Source organism: Sphingomonas sp. Tas61C01 (assembly GCF_052567495.1).
In genome coordinates, this window is record NZ_CP199583.1 from 3,561,877 (window position 1) to 3,577,689 (window position 15,813).

At 68.0% G+C, this 15,813-nt stretch carries 14 protein-coding genes; 9 read left to right on the top strand and 5 right to left on the bottom strand.

The annotated features are described in order from the left end of the window. The first annotated feature begins 74 nt into the window (after positions 1-74). Positions 75-659 carry a polyhydroxyalkanoate synthesis repressor PhaR gene (gene phaR / locus ACT009_RS16695; RefSeq protein ID WP_445192173.1) on the top strand — a complete coding sequence of 195 codons (585 nt, stop codon included), beginning with the start codon at positions 75-77 and terminating at the stop codon, positions 657-659. 2 nt (positions 660-661) lie between these two features. Then, positions 662-850, top strand: coding sequence for a hypothetical protein (locus ACT009_RS16700; protein WP_445192174.1), 189 nt, complete (start codon positions 662-664; stop codon positions 848-850). 141 nt (positions 851-991) lie between these two features. On the opposite strand, the gene ACT009_RS16705 is transcribed toward ACT009_RS16700, so the two are convergent. From ACT009_RS16705 to ACT009_RS16715, 3 genes are all read right to left on the bottom strand, one after another. After that, positions 992-2,155 (bottom strand): aspartyl protease family protein, encoded by a 1,164-nt coding sequence (locus ACT009_RS16705; protein ID WP_445192175.1) that lies wholly within the window; start codon positions 2,153-2,155, stop codon positions 992-994. A 56-nt stretch (positions 2,156-2,211) separates the two neighbouring features. Next, a complete protein-coding gene (locus ACT009_RS16710; protein ID WP_445192176.1) occupies positions 2,212-3,687 on the bottom strand; it encodes a hypothetical protein in 1,476 nt (491 codons plus the stop codon). A 128-nt stretch (positions 3,688-3,815) separates the two neighbouring features. Then, positions 3,816-5,363 carry a CpaF family protein gene (locus ACT009_RS16715; RefSeq protein ID WP_445192177.1) on the bottom strand — a complete coding sequence of 516 codons (1,548 nt, stop codon included), beginning with the start codon at positions 5,361-5,363 and terminating at the stop codon, positions 3,816-3,818. 135 nt (positions 5,364-5,498) lie between these two features. Here ACT009_RS16715 and ACT009_RS16720 point away from each other — a divergent pair, with 135 nt between their 5' ends. Further along, positions 5,499-6,998, top strand: a complete 1,500-nt coding sequence (locus tag ACT009_RS16720) for a S1C family serine protease (protein ID WP_445192178.1) — start codon at positions 5,499-5,501, stop codon at positions 6,996-6,998. Here ACT009_RS16720 and ada read toward each other — a convergent pair. Further along, positions 6,974-8,047, bottom strand: coding sequence for a bifunctional DNA-binding transcriptional regulator/O6-methylguanine-DNA methyltransferase Ada (gene ada / locus ACT009_RS16725; protein WP_445192179.1), 1,074 nt, complete (start codon positions 8,045-8,047; stop codon positions 6,974-6,976). The genes ACT009_RS16720 and ada overlap by 25 nt on opposite strands. Before the next feature lie 138 nt (positions 8,048-8,185). On the opposite strand from ada, the gene ACT009_RS16730 reads away from it, so the two are divergent. After that, a complete protein-coding gene (locus tag ACT009_RS16730) occupies positions 8,186-9,724 on the top strand; it encodes a hypothetical protein (protein ID WP_445192180.1) in 1,539 nt (512 codons plus the stop codon). Between the two features lie 171 nt (positions 9,725-9,895). Here the strand turns inward: ACT009_RS16730 and ACT009_RS16735 are convergent, their stop codons facing one another. Then, the gene (locus ACT009_RS16735; protein WP_445192181.1) at positions 9,896-10,576 is read right to left on the bottom strand and encodes a dienelactone hydrolase family protein; all 681 of its coding nucleotides are present in this window, start codon (positions 10,574-10,576) and stop codon (positions 9,896-9,898) included. A 241-nt stretch (positions 10,577-10,817) separates the two neighbouring features. Between ACT009_RS16735 and ACT009_RS16740 the strand changes: the two genes are divergently transcribed. The 5 genes from ACT009_RS16740 (at position 10,818) to ACT009_RS16760 (ending at position 15,660) form a co-directional block, all read left to right on the top strand. Beyond that, on the top strand, positions 10,818-11,372 hold the full coding sequence (locus ACT009_RS16740) for a F0F1 ATP synthase subunit delta (protein WP_445192182.1): 555 nt from the start codon (positions 10,818-10,820) through the stop codon (positions 11,370-11,372). Between the two features lie 28 nt (positions 11,373-11,400). Next, positions 11,401-12,930 (top strand): F0F1 ATP synthase subunit alpha, encoded by a 1,530-nt coding sequence (atpA, locus tag ACT009_RS16745; RefSeq protein WP_445192183.1) that lies wholly within the window; start codon positions 11,401-11,403, stop codon positions 12,928-12,930. Between the two features lie 100 nt (positions 12,931-13,030). Continuing rightward, complete coding sequence (locus ACT009_RS16750; protein ID WP_445192184.1) at positions 13,031-13,909, top strand: F0F1 ATP synthase subunit gamma; 879 nt, start codon at positions 13,031-13,033, stop codon at positions 13,907-13,909. Between the two features lie 24 nt (positions 13,910-13,933). Beyond that, positions 13,934-15,409 carry a F0F1 ATP synthase subunit beta gene (gene atpD / locus ACT009_RS16755; protein ID WP_445192185.1) on the top strand — a complete coding sequence of 492 codons (1,476 nt, stop codon included), beginning with the start codon at positions 13,934-13,936 and terminating at the stop codon, positions 15,407-15,409. After that, positions 15,409-15,660 carry an ATP synthase F1 subunit epsilon gene (locus ACT009_RS16760; protein ID WP_445192186.1) on the top strand — a complete coding sequence of 84 codons (252 nt, stop codon included), beginning with the start codon at positions 15,409-15,411 and terminating at the stop codon, positions 15,658-15,660. The genes atpD and ACT009_RS16760 overlap by 1 nt, the downstream gene beginning before the upstream one ends. Positions 15,661-15,813: the final 153 nt, after the last annotated feature.

Here is a 15,813-nt window from a genome sequence, read left to right on the forward strand (position 1 = left end):
AGCGGCCTGGGGCCGTGTTGCGGTGCGGTATGAAAGCCTGTAGTATCGTTAGCATTCACGCTGGGGGTGGCCATATGAAGAAGCAGATCAACGGTGACGGGGTCGTCATCATCAAGAAATACGCCAACCGCCGGCTCTACAATACCGAAACATCGTCCTACATCACGCTGGACCACCTCGCTACGATGACCCGCGAGGGGCGCGACTTCAAGGTGGTGGACGCGAAGTCCGACGACGACATCACGCACAACGTCCTTACCCAGATCATCATGGAGGAGGAGAGCCGCGGTCAGACGATGCTGCCGGTCAATTTCCTGCGCCAGCTGATCTCGATGTACGGCGATTCGATGCAGGCGATGGTGCCGGGCTATCTCGAGGCGTCGATGGACAGCTTCCGCCGCAACCAGGAACAGTTCAAGTCGGCGGTCGAGGGTGCCTTCGCGAATTCCCCCTTTGCGGAGATGGCCAAACGCAACATGGCGATGTTCGAGGCGGCGACCCAGGCATTCAAGCCCGGCGGCGCCGGTGCGCCGGGCGTGGTGCCGACGCCCCCCGCCGCGCCGTCCTCGGCGAGCGGCGGCAGCAGCAAGGACGACGAAATCGCCGCGCTGAAGAGCGAGCTGTCGCGACTGCAGGACAAGGTCGAGAAGCTCGCCTGACCATGGCGTTGCCGTTCGTCGCCGCCGGCGCCTCGATCGCGGTGGCGGTTGTCGCCGGGCTGGGTGAACGCCGCCGGCGACGTCGTGTCGATCCGGACCGGGTCGGGGTGGTGGACTGGCGATCGGTGCAGATGGCGGCGCTGCTCGCCGCGGCGATCTGCTTCAGCCTGGGTGTGCATCTCGCCGGCTGAGCGAGTCCGTTCGGTTTCGTCCGTTCGGCGCTTGTAACCTGTACCTCGATACGAGTTCTCGATACGCTCCTTGCAGGAGCTACTCGATCTCTACTCGGCACGAACGGGGGGAAGATGCAGGCGGTCGATAGCCCGAGGCATTTAGTAGAAATGCCGCAGTGTCAGGGTGCGGGCGGTGCCGTCGCAAAGGCGTAGCGCGACGATGCGACCCGGCGTGCCGATCGACCAGGCGGCGAGCGGGCTGCCGGTATAGGCAGCGGTGACCGCAGCGCCGTCGATCGCGCAGATCCGCTCGCCGGCCTTCCAGCCGGTGTCGGCCGCGGGGCTGCCGCGCATCACGTGCAGCACATCGAGGCGATCGGGTTCGACGCGGACCAGCAGGCCGCTGGTCGAGCGAAGCGGCGGGCGATCGGCGTCGGGGCCGGGTTGCAGGACCATGCGGCCCGCAGCGGGATCGAGCAGCACGCGGTAACGCTGGAGGAAGCCCGAGCCGATCCGGCCCGCGACCCCGATGCCGTCGGAAAAGCCGCCGGCATTCTCCACCCGCAACTCGGTGGGCCCGGTCTTGAGGTCGCCCATCGTCAGCGTCGGCACGATCGTCAGCGTGCTGGTGGTAGATCCGGCAAGCCCGAACGAGATCGTGGTGGTGGTCGCGCCCGGATGCGGCGCGGTCGCACGCCACGACGCGGCAGACAGCGTCACCGCGGCGCCGTCCCCGGTATCGACGACGATCGGCGCTAGGCGGCGCCCACCCAGCGCGATCGCGCTTTCGTAGATCCGGCGCCGTGCCGAGATCGACAGCGGCGCGACCTTGCCGACGAACGGCATGCGGCCCGAGGGCAGCAGGCGGAAGCGCCGCGCCGCATAGTCGATGTCGATCGCCTGCGCGCCGGTGACGTCGCGGCCGACGAGCATGTCGACCGCGTCGGCGCTGCCGGTCGCGACTGCGGGGAGGGGCGCCACCGCGACGCGGCCACCGCGGCGGGTCAGCCCCCCGATGGTGAGTTCGGTGGTCTGCATCCAGCCGATCCCGACCGTGCCGCCGATCGCGGTGGCGGTGCCGCCCTTGGTGACACGTGCCCGATCGGTGGCGGCGGAGTCGGCCGCGAGCACCGAATAGCTGACACCGGTATCGAGCACCGCGACGATCGGCTTGCCGTCGAGCGTCATCGCGAAGCGGATCTGGTTGCCGGGGGTGAGATCGAATGGGACCCACCTCGCCTCGGCATCGACGGCGAGCGTCGCAACGCCGTTCGAGGGCCCGGCGGCGGGGAGGGCGGCGGCGAGGAGCAGCAACGCGAACATGGTCTGCGCCTAGCGGCTTCGCTGCACCGCGACCACCGCGCTGCAACAAAGTCGGTCTAGAAGTTCAACCGCGCTAGCGCGGCATTGGCGGCGAACGGCGAGCGTGCTGACGGCGCGCAGCGGCCGGGGCGCGTATAGACACAGAGTCGAGTGCCGTCCCACGCCTCGCAGCGCGTGGCTCGATAGCCGGGCGGGAGCAGGGAAGCGGTCTTCACGCTGGTGACGATGCGGTTGAAGCCTGGGCTCCACCGCCGCAGCGAAAGCCGAGCATCGCCGCCGCGATATGCCGGGTCGTAGGCGGCGAACACCGACAACGGCACTCCGTCCCGCAGCGACGCGACGCCGGGAACGTCGGCGAAGGTCGCGCCCTCGACCGCCGCGACCCCGCAGGCCGCGCGATCGTTGCGGAGATCGGCGAACAACAGGGTTCCGGCCCGGCCATTGGCCTTGGCGCGGGTCATTGCCGGGCTGAACGCCAGCGCCACCGAGCCCAAGCCCCACAGGGCGAACACCGCCCCGCTTGCCAGCGTGCGCCGGTCGGGCCAGCGCAGCGCCGCGAGCCGCAGCAGTTCCGCCCAGCCGATCGCCGAGAGGATCACCAGCGACGCGGTGGTCAGGAAAACGAAGCGGTATTCCTTGTGTCCGATCAGGCTGTGCAGCACGAGGTTGACCGCCGCGGCGACCAGCAGCGGCACGCAGCGTCGCCATCCAAAGCGCACGCCCACCACGATCGGGATCGCGAACCAGCCCCACATGGTGAGATACCACGTGACGAAGGCGAGCGGCGGATCGACGCCGAACGCATCGGCACGATGTTCGACGATGTTCTGCCGGATGTTCTCGACCATCCACAGGAAGGGCACATCGTGATTGTAGAGGTCGATCGCGCCGCCGATCGCGGCGACGATCAGGCCGCCGATCACCAACGGCGGCAGCGCGCGCAGCAGATCGCCACGCCGTGCCGTCAGCACGAGCGCCAGCGCGGCCGGCGCATAATGCGGACGCAGGCAGACGGCGAGCGCGAGCAGCGCGCCGGCGGTCACCAGTGCGCGGCGGCGCGGGTCGGTGGCGGTCAGCAGTGCGGCGGCGGGAAGAAAGGCGGCGACCGCGACCGGCTCGGCCAGCGTCTGCGCGGCGAAATGAATGAATTCGAACCAGCCGGCGGCGACGAACCCTGCCAGCCACCCGGCTTGACGGGAGTGCCGCTCGGCGATCGTCCAAGCCGACCAGACGATCGACAAGGAGGCGAGTGCGACAGCGAGCTTCGGCAGCAGCACCGGCAGGTCTCCCGCGGCGTCGATCCAGCGGCCGAGCGCCATCGGCGCGGCGAGCAGCGTCGGCAGCAGCCAGCTGCGCATGCCGAGCCGCCACTCCCAGGTGATCAGCCCCTCGCCGGTCAGCAGCCGGTGGGCGGGCTCCAGATATTGATAGATCGCGTCGGGATGATGGAAGCCGGGCGTGAACGCCGCGGCGATCCGCAGCACCGCCGCGAAGCTCAGCAGCAGCGCGAGCGGGTGGGCGCGTGAGAGCATCGCCTCGATCGCCCAGCGTGCAGCGGCACCCCGGGTCGCGCCCGGGGTGACGGAGGAGTTTTCGTGGACAGTCCGCCGGCTCCGGAACGACGACGAGGCTGACTGGGTCTGCTCCACCTCGTCGGGCTCTACAGACAGGCTTCCAGATACGCCTGGTCGAAGCCGTATTGCTTGGCCTTGTCGAGCGTGTAGGGGCGCAGCCCCATTGCGCGATATTCGCCGATGATCTTGCCGTCGGCGCTCTCGTCCAGATATTCGAACTTGAAGAGTTCCTGCGTAACGATCACCGCGCCTTCCATGCCGATCACCTCGGTGACGTTGGTGACGCGGCGCGAACCGTCGCGGAGGCGCTTGACCTGGACGATGAGTTCGACGGAATCCGCGATCTGGCGGCTGATCGCCTCCTTCGGCACCTTGATGTCCGACATCATCACCATGTTCTCCATTCGCGCGAGCGCCTCGCGCGGGGAGTTGGCGTGGAGCGTACACATCGATCCGTCGTGACCGGTGTTCATGGCGGCGAGCATGTCGAAACACTCGCTGCCGCGGATTTCGCCGAGGATGATGCGATCGGGGCGCATACGCAGTGCGTTCTTGACGAGATCGCGAATGCTGATCTCGCCCTGGCCCTCGAGATTGGCGGGGCGGGTCTCGAGCGGCAACCAATGCGGCTGTTGCAGGCGGAGTTCGGCGGCGTCCTCGATCGTCAGCACGCGCTCGCCGGGGTCGATCATCTTCGACAGGGCGTTGAGCATCGTCGTCTTGCCCGAGCCGGTGCCGCCCGAAATGACGATGTTGAAGCGGCTGGCGCCCGCGATCTTCAGCGCGGTCGCCATCTTCGGGCTCATCGACCCGCCGCCCGCCATCATGTCGAGCGTGATCGGCTTGGCGGAGAATTTACGGATCGAGATCGCGGTGCCGCGCAGGGACAGCGGGGGCACGATGACGTTGACGCGGCTGCCGTCCTTCAGGCGGGCGTCGGCGAGCGGGGTGGTCTGGTCGACGCGGCGGCCGACCGAGTTGCAGATGCGCTGCGCGATCTGGAACAGATGCTCCTCGTCGCGGAACTGGATCTGCGCGAGTTCGAGTTTGCCCTTGCGTTCGATGAAGGTCTGTTCGGGGCCGTTGACCATGATGTCGGAAATCGACGGATCGGCGAGCAGCTCCTCGAGCGGCCCGAGCCCGAGCAGTTCGTCGACCAGCACCTTTTCCAGCGCGAACTGTTCGCGGCGGTTGAGCGTCAGCTTCAGCTCGGCGAGCACCTCGCCGATGATCGGGCGGAATTCCTCGGCGAGCTCGTCCTTGCCGAGCGTCGCCGCGGCCTCCGGGTCGACGCGTTCGAGCAGGCGCGGAAGCACCTGTTCCTTGATCTTGTGGATCGAGCTTTCGAAACCCTCGACGCGGCTGTTGCCGGCATCGCCGCTGGCGTTCTGCCGCTCGGTGAGCCGCTGCATCGCGTCGCCGGTGGTGACGCCCATGATGCCGCTGCCATTGTCGAGCGACGGCGCGGGGGTCTCGCCCGGCATCGGCAACGATTCGATCGGCGGAAATTGCGAACCGCCGGCGTCGCCGTCGGGCCGCTGGCCACCGCCGCCCTGCATCGGGCGGGCGACGCCGAACGCCGGACGGCTCGACTGCCCGCTCCCCACTCCACTGCGACGTCCGAACGCACTCATGCCATGGCACCTTTCAAGATCGGTCGAGGGGTAGGGGTGAGAGTTTGAGATTTGACTAACCAAATGTTGGGAGGTGAAGGGGGCTGGAACCCGAACCCGCTTGCCCAACCCGGCGCCCTCGACGATGGGGGCGGGATGATCCCGCGGTTCCTCGTGGCGCTGGCCCTTTTGGCGTGGACGGTGCCTGCTGCCGCCGACGATATCTCGGCGACCGGGCGCGGCGTCGTGCGCGTGGTGACGATCGCGGTCGTCGACGACAAGGTGGTCGGGTTCGGGCATGGCAGCGGCGTCGCCGTCTCGCCGAACCGCGTCGTCACCAACGCGCACGTGATGGAGCTGGCGGAACGCTATCCCGACAATGTCCTGATCGGGGTGGTGCCGTCGGAGGGCACCAAATCGTACCAAGGCAAGGTAATCGCGTATGATTCGCAGCGCGACCTGGCGCTGATCGAGTTCGCGGGCGCGGGGCTACCCGCCGCGGCCTTCTATACCGGCCCGGTGACCGAGGGCGATGCAGTGGTGGCGCTCGGCTATCCGGGCAACGTCGATCTCGCCACCGCGCGGTCGGCCGCGGATTACATCCGTCCGATGTCGCCGGTGCGCAGCGAGGGCGTCTTCTCGGGACGGCGCAGCCTGACCGGCATCGAGGTGCTGCTCCATACCGCCAGCATCGCGCGTGGCAATTCCGGCGGGCCGTTGCTCGATCGCTGCGGTCGGGTGATCGGGATCAACTCGGCGATCACTCGCGGCGAGGAAGGGGACTCGACCTTCGGCTTTGCGATCGCGGATACCGAGGTCGCGGCGTTCCTGCGCGAGGCCAAGCAGGAGTTCGCGACGGTCGGCACCGCCTGCACCTCGATCGAGGAACGGCTGCGCGACGATGCCGCGGTGGAGGCGCGCGCACAGGCCGACGCCGCGGGTGCGCGGCGCGATGCCGCGGCGCGGGCACAGGCGGACCGGGAGGATGCGCTCGCGCGGGCGCGCGATGCCGCGGAGCATGCGCGCGAGAACGTGATGGCGATAGCGGGGTTGCTGCTGGTAGCGGGAGCGCTGGTGATCGGCGGCGCCGGGCTGCTCGAATCGCGCGGCGAGCGGCGCGGGGCGATCTGGGCGGCGGTGGCTGGCGTCGTGGGGGTGATCGCGGCGATCGTGGTGTTCGTGTTGCGGCCTTCGGGCGAGGTGAAGGTCGCGGACATGCCGGCGTCGACGGTGCGCGTGCAGGACCTGCCCGCGGGGCGGCTGCTGTGCGTGTTCCAGCCCGAGCGCAGCCGGGTGACCATCTCCCCCACCACCGACGTGCCGCTGACCTGGAACCGCGCGGGGTGCATGAACGACCGTACGCAGTATCTGCAGGCGAACGGGCGGTGGGACCGGGTCCTGGTGCCCGATGTCGAGCAGACGGTATCGTTGCTGTCGTTCGATCCCGCGACCCGGACCTATTCGAATACGCGCTACCTGCTGTCGGCCGCCGCGATGGAGGCGATGCGCAAGCTGCGGGTGACGGGGACACCCAAGAGCTGCACGATCGATCCGGTGCCGCTCGACCGGCTGACGCAGCAGCAGGCCGCGGTCCGCGCGGCGTTGCCGCCGTTGCCCAACGAGAAGCTGGTTTATTCCTGCCGATCGGCGGACTGAGCCTCGCGCGCCAGCAGCGTTCGCTTGCGATCGAGCCCATAGGCGTAGCCGCCCAGCGTGCCGTCGGTCCGTTGTGCACGGTGGCAGGGGATGACGATCGAGACCGGGTTGCGCCCGCAGGCCGATCCAGCGGCACGGACCGCGCCGGGATTGCCCGCGATCGCGGCGAGTTCGCTGTAGGTGCGGGTCTCGCCGCGCGGAATCGTCCGTAGCGCCTGCCACACCGCCTCCTGGAAGGCGGTGCCGCGCACGTCCAGCGGCAGATCATGATCGCGATCGGGCGACTCCACCGCCGCGACGACACTGGCCGCCAGATCGGCGAGCGCGGCGTCGCCGGGGACGATCTCGGCGGCAGGAAAACGAGCCCGTAGCGCGCCCTCGTCCTCGTCGAACGAGACGCGGCACAGGCCCCGCGCGGTCGCCGCGACGAACATCGCGCCGAGGCTGGTGTCGACGACGGTCCAGCGGATCGTCTCCCCGGCGCCGCCATTGGCCCAGGCGCTCGGCGCCATGCCGAGCCGCCGGGCGCCGTCTGCGTAGAAGCGGCTGGGCGCCGAATAGCCGGCTTGGTAGATCGCGTCGGTCACGTTGCTCTCCTTCGACAGGGCGTCCGCAGCGCGCGCGCTGCGCAGGCCGCGGGCATAGGCGGCGGGGGTCACGCCGGTCGCGCGTTTGAACAACCGGTGGAAATGATGCGGGGCATAGCCGACCCGCGCGGCGAGCGCGTCGAGCCCAACCAGGGCGTCCTCGGTCGCCAGCAGCGCGAGCGCCGCCCCCACCGCGACCCGGTCGCGCCCCACCTCGTCGGGCTTGCAGCGCAGGCAGGCGCGAAAGCCAGCGGCGCGGGCGGAGGCGGGATCGGCGTGGAACGCCACGTTCTCGCGCCGGGGGTGCCGCGCCGGGCAGCTCGGCTTGCAATAGATGCCGGTGGTTCGCACCGCGACGACGAAACGCCCGTCCTGATTCCGATCGCGCGCCGCGAACGCAGCCCAGGCGCTGCTCTCGTCAAGGGGGGCGGGGGTCTCGTCGAGGGGGGCAGGGGTCTCCATTCGCCCCGTCTAGCCCGCCGATTGCGTGGCCGCACCCCGGGACTTGCGATCAAACCACGCGCATACTTCGTCCGGCAACGACAAGTCTTTGACAAAGCGCGCCGACGTCGGCCAAGTTGACGCGGGGGAGTCGCATAGATGATGTCATGGTTCGCCAAAGGCACGAGCATGCTGGCCGCAGTTGCGGCGATGGCAAGCGGTACCGCGTCGGCGGAATGGCGTCAGGCGCGATCGTCGCACTTCATCGTCTATGCCGACGACAGCGAGGCGGGGATCCGCGATCTCGCAACCCGGCTGGAACGGTTCGACGCGCTGGTGCGCCGGCTCCACAAGCTCGAGCAGGTCGACGGGCAGGCGAGCAACCCGCTGACCGTGTTCGTCCTGCCGAACAGCGACGCGGTCCAGCGGCTCTACGGCAATGATCGGGGGATCGCCGGCTTCTACGTGCCGCGCGCGAGCGGATCGGTGGCGTTCACCCCGGCGCGCGGCGACGCCGGCAGCCTGCAGCCGCAGCTCGTGCTGTTCCATGAATATGGCCATCACCTGCTGCTCGGCAATTCGACGATCGCCTATCCGAGCTGGTTCAGCGAAGGCTATGCGGAGTTCGTCTCGACGACCCGGTTCGACAAGACGTCGGCGATGATCGGGGTCGCGGCGCAGCACCGTGCCTATGGCCTGACCCAGACCACCGGGATCAGCATCCAGCGGCTGCTCGATCCGCGACCGTACAAGCTGTCGGACGTCGAGCGGGAGGCGCTGTACGGCCGCGGCTGGCTGATGACGCATTGGGTGACGTTCGACAGCGCGCGGCACGCCAAGTTCACCGAGTATCTGAAGCTGATCAATACCGGCACGCCGCCGATCGAGGCGGCAACCAAGGCGTTCGGCGACCTCAAGAAGCTCGATCGCGAGCTCGACCGCTATCTGGGCGCGAACACGCTGCCGGCGGTGGCGATCCCGTATTCGACGCTGCCCGCGATCAACGTCACCGTCAGTTCGCTGCCCCCGGCGGCACGCGCGCTGATGCCGTTCCGCGAGCGGTCGGTTCGCGGGGTGAACGACACCACCGCGCTGCCGCTCTACGCCAAGGCGGCGGCGGCGGTCGCGCGGCTGCCCGAGGATGCGCTGGCGCAATCCTGGCTCGCGGAGATGGCATTCGACGCAAAGCGCGACGACAATGCCGAAGCCGCGGCGGACCGCGCGCTGGCGACCGATCCCAAATCGGTGCAGGCGCTGCTCTACAAGGCGCAGGTCCGGCTACGCCGCGCGGAGACCGCCAAGTCCACCGACAAGAAGGTCTGGGCGGAGGCGCGGAGCTGGATCATCAAGGCGAACCGGGTCGACCCGAACGGTGCCGCGCCGCTGGTGCTGTTCTACCAGAGCTTCCAGATGGCGGACCAGACACCCTCCGCCAGCGCCGCCAAGGGGCTCGAACGCGCGTTCGAGCTGATCCCGCAGGACGGCTATCTGAGGATGTTGCTGGTACGGCAGAAGCTGACCGAGGGCGACACCGCGGCGGCGCGCACCTATCTCCGCCCGCTCGCGTTCGATCCGCACGCCGCGCCTGACAATCCGGCGGCGAAGCTGCTCGCGATGGTCGACACGCTGAAGGATCCCGCCGCGGTCGCCGAGGCGCTGAAGGCGCTTGATACGGCGGGTGAGGAGAAGGGGGAGTGAGGGCGTAAGCTTTGCCCCATCCTCGTACCCCGGCGGCCGGAGCCCAGTCGGGGGTAGAAGGTAATTGCGCGCTGACCGTCGTTGCGGGAGCCGGTGTAGCTGGGCCCCGGCCTTCGCCGGGGTAGCATAGAATTACGGGGGGGGGGCTGGAGGACCGCCCCGCCTCCCGCCTCACCCGCCGTTCGCGTGGAACAGTGCCAGGGTGCGTTCCTTCGCCAGGTCGGCGCTCGGTTCGTGGTAATCCTTGCGGCGGTCCGAATTGAAGCCGTGGCCGGCGTCGTAGACATGAACGGTGGCGTTCGGCCAGTCCTTGGCTGCAACCTGTTCGACGCCCTCCATCGGGATGCCGGTGTCGTAGCGGCCGAAGTGCAGGATCACCGGAACCTTCGGCTCCTGGTCGGCGGCGCCGGGAATCAGGCTGCCATAATAGCCGCTGGCGGCGGCGACGCCGGTCAGCTGGGTCGCCGCGAACCAGGCGACCGAACCGCCGTAGCAATAGCCGACCACGAACACCGGGCCGGCGGGCGCCAGCGCGTCGATGCAGGTCTGCACATCGGCCAGCGACAGCGCGAAGGGATGCGCCTCGCGGGCCAGCCGCACTGCCTCGGCGAAACCGTCGCCGGTATAATCGGCCTCGAACCCCGGATGCTCGCGGTCGAACAATGCGGGAGCGAGCACCTCGTAGCCGTCGCCGGCATAATCGTCGCACAGTTCGCGGATGTGATCGGTGATCCCGAAGATCTCCTGCACCAGCACCAGCCCGCCGCGGCGTTCGCCCGCGGGATGGACGTGATACACCGCGACCGCGGCGCCATCGGCCATCGTCATCGTTTCCATGCTGCCGTTCGCCACGTCGTCGTCTCCTTGGTTCGCTGGCGGCCGAGTAACCCGCGGGTGCGGGTTCGCCAAGCGGCTGGGTCCGAACCGGGGGTGGGGGTCGCACGGCTTGCATCGATCCGGCCCCGATGCTAACCGCCCGGCACCCATCGGACGCGCACTCGCTGCGCACCTGTTCGCATGGGGCAAGCGATCGGCTGGAGGCGCTGTCTCCGCCGGTCCGGGATCAACCGTTGAGAACGAGGACTTCGATCGCGTGGAGACATCCGGCGGTATTCAAGCGAGCTTAGGCGGCAGGTATGCGCTGGCGCTATTCGAGCTCGCCCGCGAATCGAAGAGCATCGACGCGGTCGAGGCGAGCCTCGCCACGGTGCGTGACGCGCTCGCGCAATCGCCCGATTTCAAGACGCTGACGACCAGCCCGCTGGTCTCGCGCACCGATGCCGCGAAGGCGGTGTCGGCGAGCGCGGACTCGCTCGGGATCGATCCGACCACGCGCAATTTCCTCGGCGTGCTCGCGCAGAACCGCCGGCTGGGCGATCTGCCCAAGATCGTCCGCGCGTTCCGAACGCTCGCCGCTCAGCATCGCGGCGAGACCACCGCCGAGGTAGTCTCCGCGCATCCGCTCGACGACGATCAGGTCGCGGCGCTGAAGCAGCAGCTTCGCACCCGCGTCGGCCGCGACGTCGCGGTCGATCTGTCGGTGGACCCGCAGCTGCTCGGCGGGCTCGTCGTCCGTATCGGCAGCCAGATGATCGATTCGTCGATCCGCACCCGTTTGAACTCACTCGCGCACGCAATGAAAGGCTGACAGCAGACGCTGTTGGGAAGGGCTGACAATGGATATCCGCGCCGCAGAAATCTCGAAGGTCATCAGGGACCAGATCGCCAATTTCGGCTCGGAGGCGGAAGTCTCCGAAACCGGGCAGGTGCTGAGCGTCGGTGACGGCATCGCGCGCATCTACGGGCTCGACAACGTCCAGGCGGGCGAAATGGTCGAGTTCTCCAACGGCGTGCAAGGCATGGCGCTGAACCTCGAGGCCGATAACGTCGGCGTCGTTATCTTCGGATCGGATTCGGAGATCAAGGAAGGCGACGTCGTCAAACGGACCGGCACGATCGTCGACGTTCCCGTTGGCAAGGGTCTGCTCGGGCGCGTCGTCGACGGTCTCGGCAATCCGATCGACGGCAAGGGCCCGATCGTCAGCGATCAGCGCAGCCGCGTCGAGGTGAAGGCGCCCGGCATCATCCCGCGCACCTCCGTGCACGAGCCGGTGCAGACCGGGCTGAAGGCGATCGACGCATTGGTGCCGGTCGGCCGCGGCCAGCGCGAGCTGATCATCGGCGATCGCCAGACCGGCAAGTCGGCGGTCGCGATCGACGCGTTCATCAACCAGAAGGCGGCAAACGCCGGGGATGACGAGAGCAAGAAGCTCTACTGCATCTACGTCGCGATCGGGCAGAAGCGCTCGACCGTCGCGCAGATCGTCAAGACGCTGACCGAAAACGGCGCGATGGATTATTCGATCGTGGTCGCGGCGACCGCGTCGGAGCCCGCTCCGCTGCAGTTTCTCGCGCCCTATACCGGCTGTGCGATGGGCGAGTATTTCCGCGACAACGGCATGCACGCGCTGATCGTGTACGACGATCTGTCCAAGCAGGCGGTCGCGTATCGCCAGATGTCGCTGCTGCTGCGCCGTCCGCCGGGCCGCGAAGCCTATCCGGGCGACGTGTTCTATCTCCACTCGCGCCTGCTGGAGCGCGCGGCGAAGATGAACAAGGACAATGGCTCGGGCTCGCTGACCGCGCTGCCGATCATCGAGACGCAGGCGGGCGACGTCTCGGCGTACATCCCGACCAATGTGATCTCGATCACCGACGGCCAGATCTTCCTCGAAACCGACCTGTTCTTCGCCGGCATCCGTCCGGCGATCAACGTCGGCCTGTCGGTGAGCCGCGTCGGTTCCGCCGCACAGACCAAGGCGATGAAGAAGGTCTCGGGCTCGATCAAGCTGGAGCTGGCGCAGTACCGCGAGATGGCGGCGTTCGCACAGTTCGGGTCGGACCTCGACGCCTCGACGCAGAAGCTGCTCAACCGCGGCGCGCGTCTGACCGAGCTGTTGAAGCAGAAGCAGTTCGCGCCGATGCCGTTCGAGGAGCAGGCGGTGTCGATCTTCGCGGGCACGCAGGGGTATCTCGACACCGTGCCGGTCGACGCGGTGACGCGCTACGAGGACGCGATGCTCGCCGATCTGCGCGCGAACCACAGCGACGTGCTCGGCATGATCCGCGACACGCGCGATCTCGGCGACGATGCGAAGGGCAAGCTGAAGGGCGCGCTCGACTCGTTCGCGAAGACCTTCGCGTAAGGCGATCCGGTGCTCCTGCGAAAGCAGGAGCCCAGAGCCACGGACGGCTCGCTAGATTATCCTGGGTTCCTGCCCGCGCAGGAGCACGAAAAGGCAGAAGATGGCATCCCTGAAGGCCCTCAAGATCCGCATCGGCTCGGTGAAGTCGACGCAGAAGATCACCAAGGCGATGAAGATGGTCGCCGCCGCCAAGTTGCGCCGCGCGCAGGAGGCGGCGGTCGCCGGTCGCCCTTATGCGGAGCGGCTGGAGCGCGTGATGGCGAGCCTCGCCTCGACCGTCACGGTCAGCGAAAGCAGCCCGAAGCTGCTGGCGGGCACCGGCAAGGACCAGGTGCACCTGATCGTCGTCGCGACCTCCGAGCGCGGGCTGGCGGGGGCGTTCAACACCAACATCGTCCGGGCGGCGCGCAAGAAGGCGGAAGAGCTGGAGGCCGCGGGCAAGACCGTGCGCTTCTATCTGGCGGGCAAGAAGGGGCGCGTGCTCAGGCGCTTCTATCCGACCCAGGTCGCCAACGACTATGAGCTCGGCGGGATCAAGAAGGTCGCGTTCAGCGATGCGCAGGGCCTTGCCCAGGATCTCGTCGCGCGGTTCGAGGCGGGCGAGTTCGACATCGCCCACCTGTTCTACGCCAAGTTCGTCTCGGCGCTGGTGCAGGTGCCGGTCGGCATGCAGATCATTCCGGTCGCGATTCCCGTCGACGCGGCGCCCGCGGGCGGCAACGTCGCCGCGGTCGAATACGAGCCCGACGAGGAGACCATCCTCGCCGACCTGTTGCCGCGCAACGTCGCGATCCAGATATTCCGTGCGATGCTGGAGAATGCGGCGTCGGAGCAGGGCAGCCGGATGAACGCGATGGACAACGCCACGCGCAACGCGGGCGACATGATCAACCGCCTGTCGATCGAGTACAACCGCACCCGCCAGGCCGCGATCACGACCGAACTCGTGGAAATCATCTCGGGCGCCGAAGCCCTCTAAATTCCAAAAGCAGGAAGAACCGCAATGGCAACCGCCGCTGAAGACATCCGCCCGACCGAGGGCATGACCAACAACATCGGCACGATCTCTCAGGTGATCGGCGCGGTGGTCGACGTGCATTTTCCGGACAATCTCCCGGCGATCCTGTCGGCGCTCGAGACCGACAACAACGGCAACCGCCTGGTGCTCGAAGTTGCGCAGCATCTGGGCGAGAACACCGTCCGCACCATCGCGATGGACGCGACCGAGGGGCTGACCCGCGGGCAGAACGTCCGCGATACGGGCTCGCAGATCCGCGTGCCGGTCGGCCCGATGACGCTCGGCCGCATCCTCAACGTCATCGGCGAGCCGATCGACGAGCGCGGTCCGGTGAATGCCGAGACGACCTCGCCGATCCACGCCAGCGCGCCGCTGTTCGTCGACCAGTCGACCGAAAGCTCGATCCTGGTCACCGGGATCAAGGTCATCGACCTGCTCGCGCCTTATGCGAAGGGCGGCAAGATCGGCCTGTTCGGCGGCGCCGGGGTCGGCAAGACCGTGCTGATCCAGGAGTTGATCAACAACATCGCCAAGGGGCATGGCGGCACCAGCGTGTTCGCCGGCGTCGGCGAGCGGACCCGCGAGGGCAACGATCTGTACCACGAGTTCCTCGACGCGGGCGTCATCGCCAAGGATGCCGACGGCAATCCGCAGTCGGAGGGATCGAAGGTCGCGCTGGTGTTCGGCCAGATGAACGAGCCGCCGGGGGCGCGCGCCCGCGTCGCGCTGTCGGGCCTGACGATCGCCGAATATTTCCGCGACGTCGAGGGCCAGGACGTGCTGTTCTTCGTCGACAACATCTTCCGCTTCACTCAGGCTGGCGCCGAAGTGTCGGCGCTGCTCGGCCGTATTCCGTCGGCGGTGGGCTATCAGCCCACACTGTCGACCGACATGGGCGCGCTGCAGGAGCGGATCACCTCGACCAACAAGGGGTCGATCACGTCGGTGCAGGCGGTGTACGTGCCCGCCGACGATCTCACCGATCCGGCGCCGGCGACGTCGTTCGCCCATCTGGACGCGACCACGGTGCTTAATCGCGCGATTTCGGAGCTGGGCATCTACCCGGCGGTCGATCCGCTCGATTCGACGTCGCGCGTGCTCGAACCGCGGGTCGTTGGCCAGGAGCATTACGACACCGCGCGTGCGGTCCAATCGCTGCTCCAGCGCTACAAGTCGCTCCAGGACATCATCGCGATCCTGGGCATGGACGAGCTGTCGGAGGAAGATAAGCTGACGGTGACGCGCGCGCGCAAGATCCAGAAGTTCCTGTCGCAGCCGTTCCACGTCGCGGAGGTCTTCACCGGCATCAGCGGCAAGTTCGTCGCGGTCGAGGATACCGTCAAGTCGTTCAAGGCGGTAGTCGACGGCGAATACGATCACTTGCCGGAGAGCGCGTTCTACATGGTCGGCGGCATCGACGAGGTGATCGCCAAGGCCGAGAAGATGGCGCAGGAGGCGTAATGCTGCGCTTCGAGCTGGTCACCCCCGAGCGCCTGGTGCGCTCGGAAGAGGTGTATATGGTCGTGGTGCCGGGCACCGAGGGCGACTTCGGTGTGCTCGAGGGCCATGCGCCGGTGATGTCGACGGTGCGCGACGGGGCGTTGTCGATCTACGCCACGCAGAACTCCACGCCCGAGACGATCGCGATCCAGGGCGGCTTCGCCGAGGTGAACGCGGCCGGGCTGACGGTGCTGGCCGAACAGGCGGAGTAGGGCGGGGCTAACCGTCCGCCCGAGTCCTTGCCTACTGGAGCCGCGAAACCCTCTAAGCGCCACCCCGGCGAAGGCCGGGGCCCAGTTCAGACACGCCGCTTGGATGGTGCTACGCTGAGCCAAGAGCGTCTACCAATTGGGCCCCGGCCTTCG

Coding starts and splice junctions, on each gene's coding strand:
- phaR (WP_445192173.1), top strand. CDS start 75: ATGAAGAAGCAGATCAACGGTGACGGGGTCGTCATCATCAAGAAATAC.
- ACT009_RS16720 (WP_445192178.1), top strand. CDS start 5,499: ATGATCCCGCGGTTCCTCGTGGCGCTGGCCCTTTTGGCGTGGACGGTG.
- ACT009_RS16700 (WP_445192174.1), top strand. CDS start 662: ATGGCGTTGCCGTTCGTCGCCGCCGGCGCCTCGATCGCGGTGGCGGTT.
- ACT009_RS16730 (WP_445192180.1), top strand. CDS start 8,186: ATGATGTCATGGTTCGCCAAAGGCACGAGCATGCTGGCCGCAGTTGCG.
- atpA (WP_445192183.1), top strand. CDS start 11,401: ATGGATATCCGCGCCGCAGAAATCTCGAAGGTCATCAGGGACCAGATC.
- ACT009_RS16705 (WP_445192175.1), bottom strand. CDS start 2,155: ATGTTCGCGTTGCTGCTCCTCGCCGCCGCCCTCCCCGCCGCCGGGCCC.
- ACT009_RS16760 (WP_445192186.1), top strand. CDS start 15,409: ATGCTGCGCTTCGAGCTGGTCACCCCCGAGCGCCTGGTGCGCTCGGAA.
- ACT009_RS16710 (WP_445192176.1), bottom strand. CDS start 3,687: ATGCTCTCACGCGCCCACCCGCTCGCGCTGCTGCTGAGCTTCGCGGCG.
- atpD (WP_445192185.1), top strand. CDS start 13,934: ATGGCAACCGCCGCTGAAGACATCCGCCCGACCGAGGGCATGACCAAC.
- ACT009_RS16750 (WP_445192184.1), top strand. CDS start 13,031: ATGGCATCCCTGAAGGCCCTCAAGATCCGCATCGGCTCGGTGAAGTCG.
- ada (WP_445192179.1), bottom strand. CDS start 8,047: ATGGAGACCCCTGCCCCCCTCGACGAGACCCCCGCCCCCCTTGACGAG.
- ACT009_RS16715 (WP_445192177.1), bottom strand. CDS start 5,363: ATGAGTGCGTTCGGACGTCGCAGTGGAGTGGGGAGCGGGCAGTCGAGC.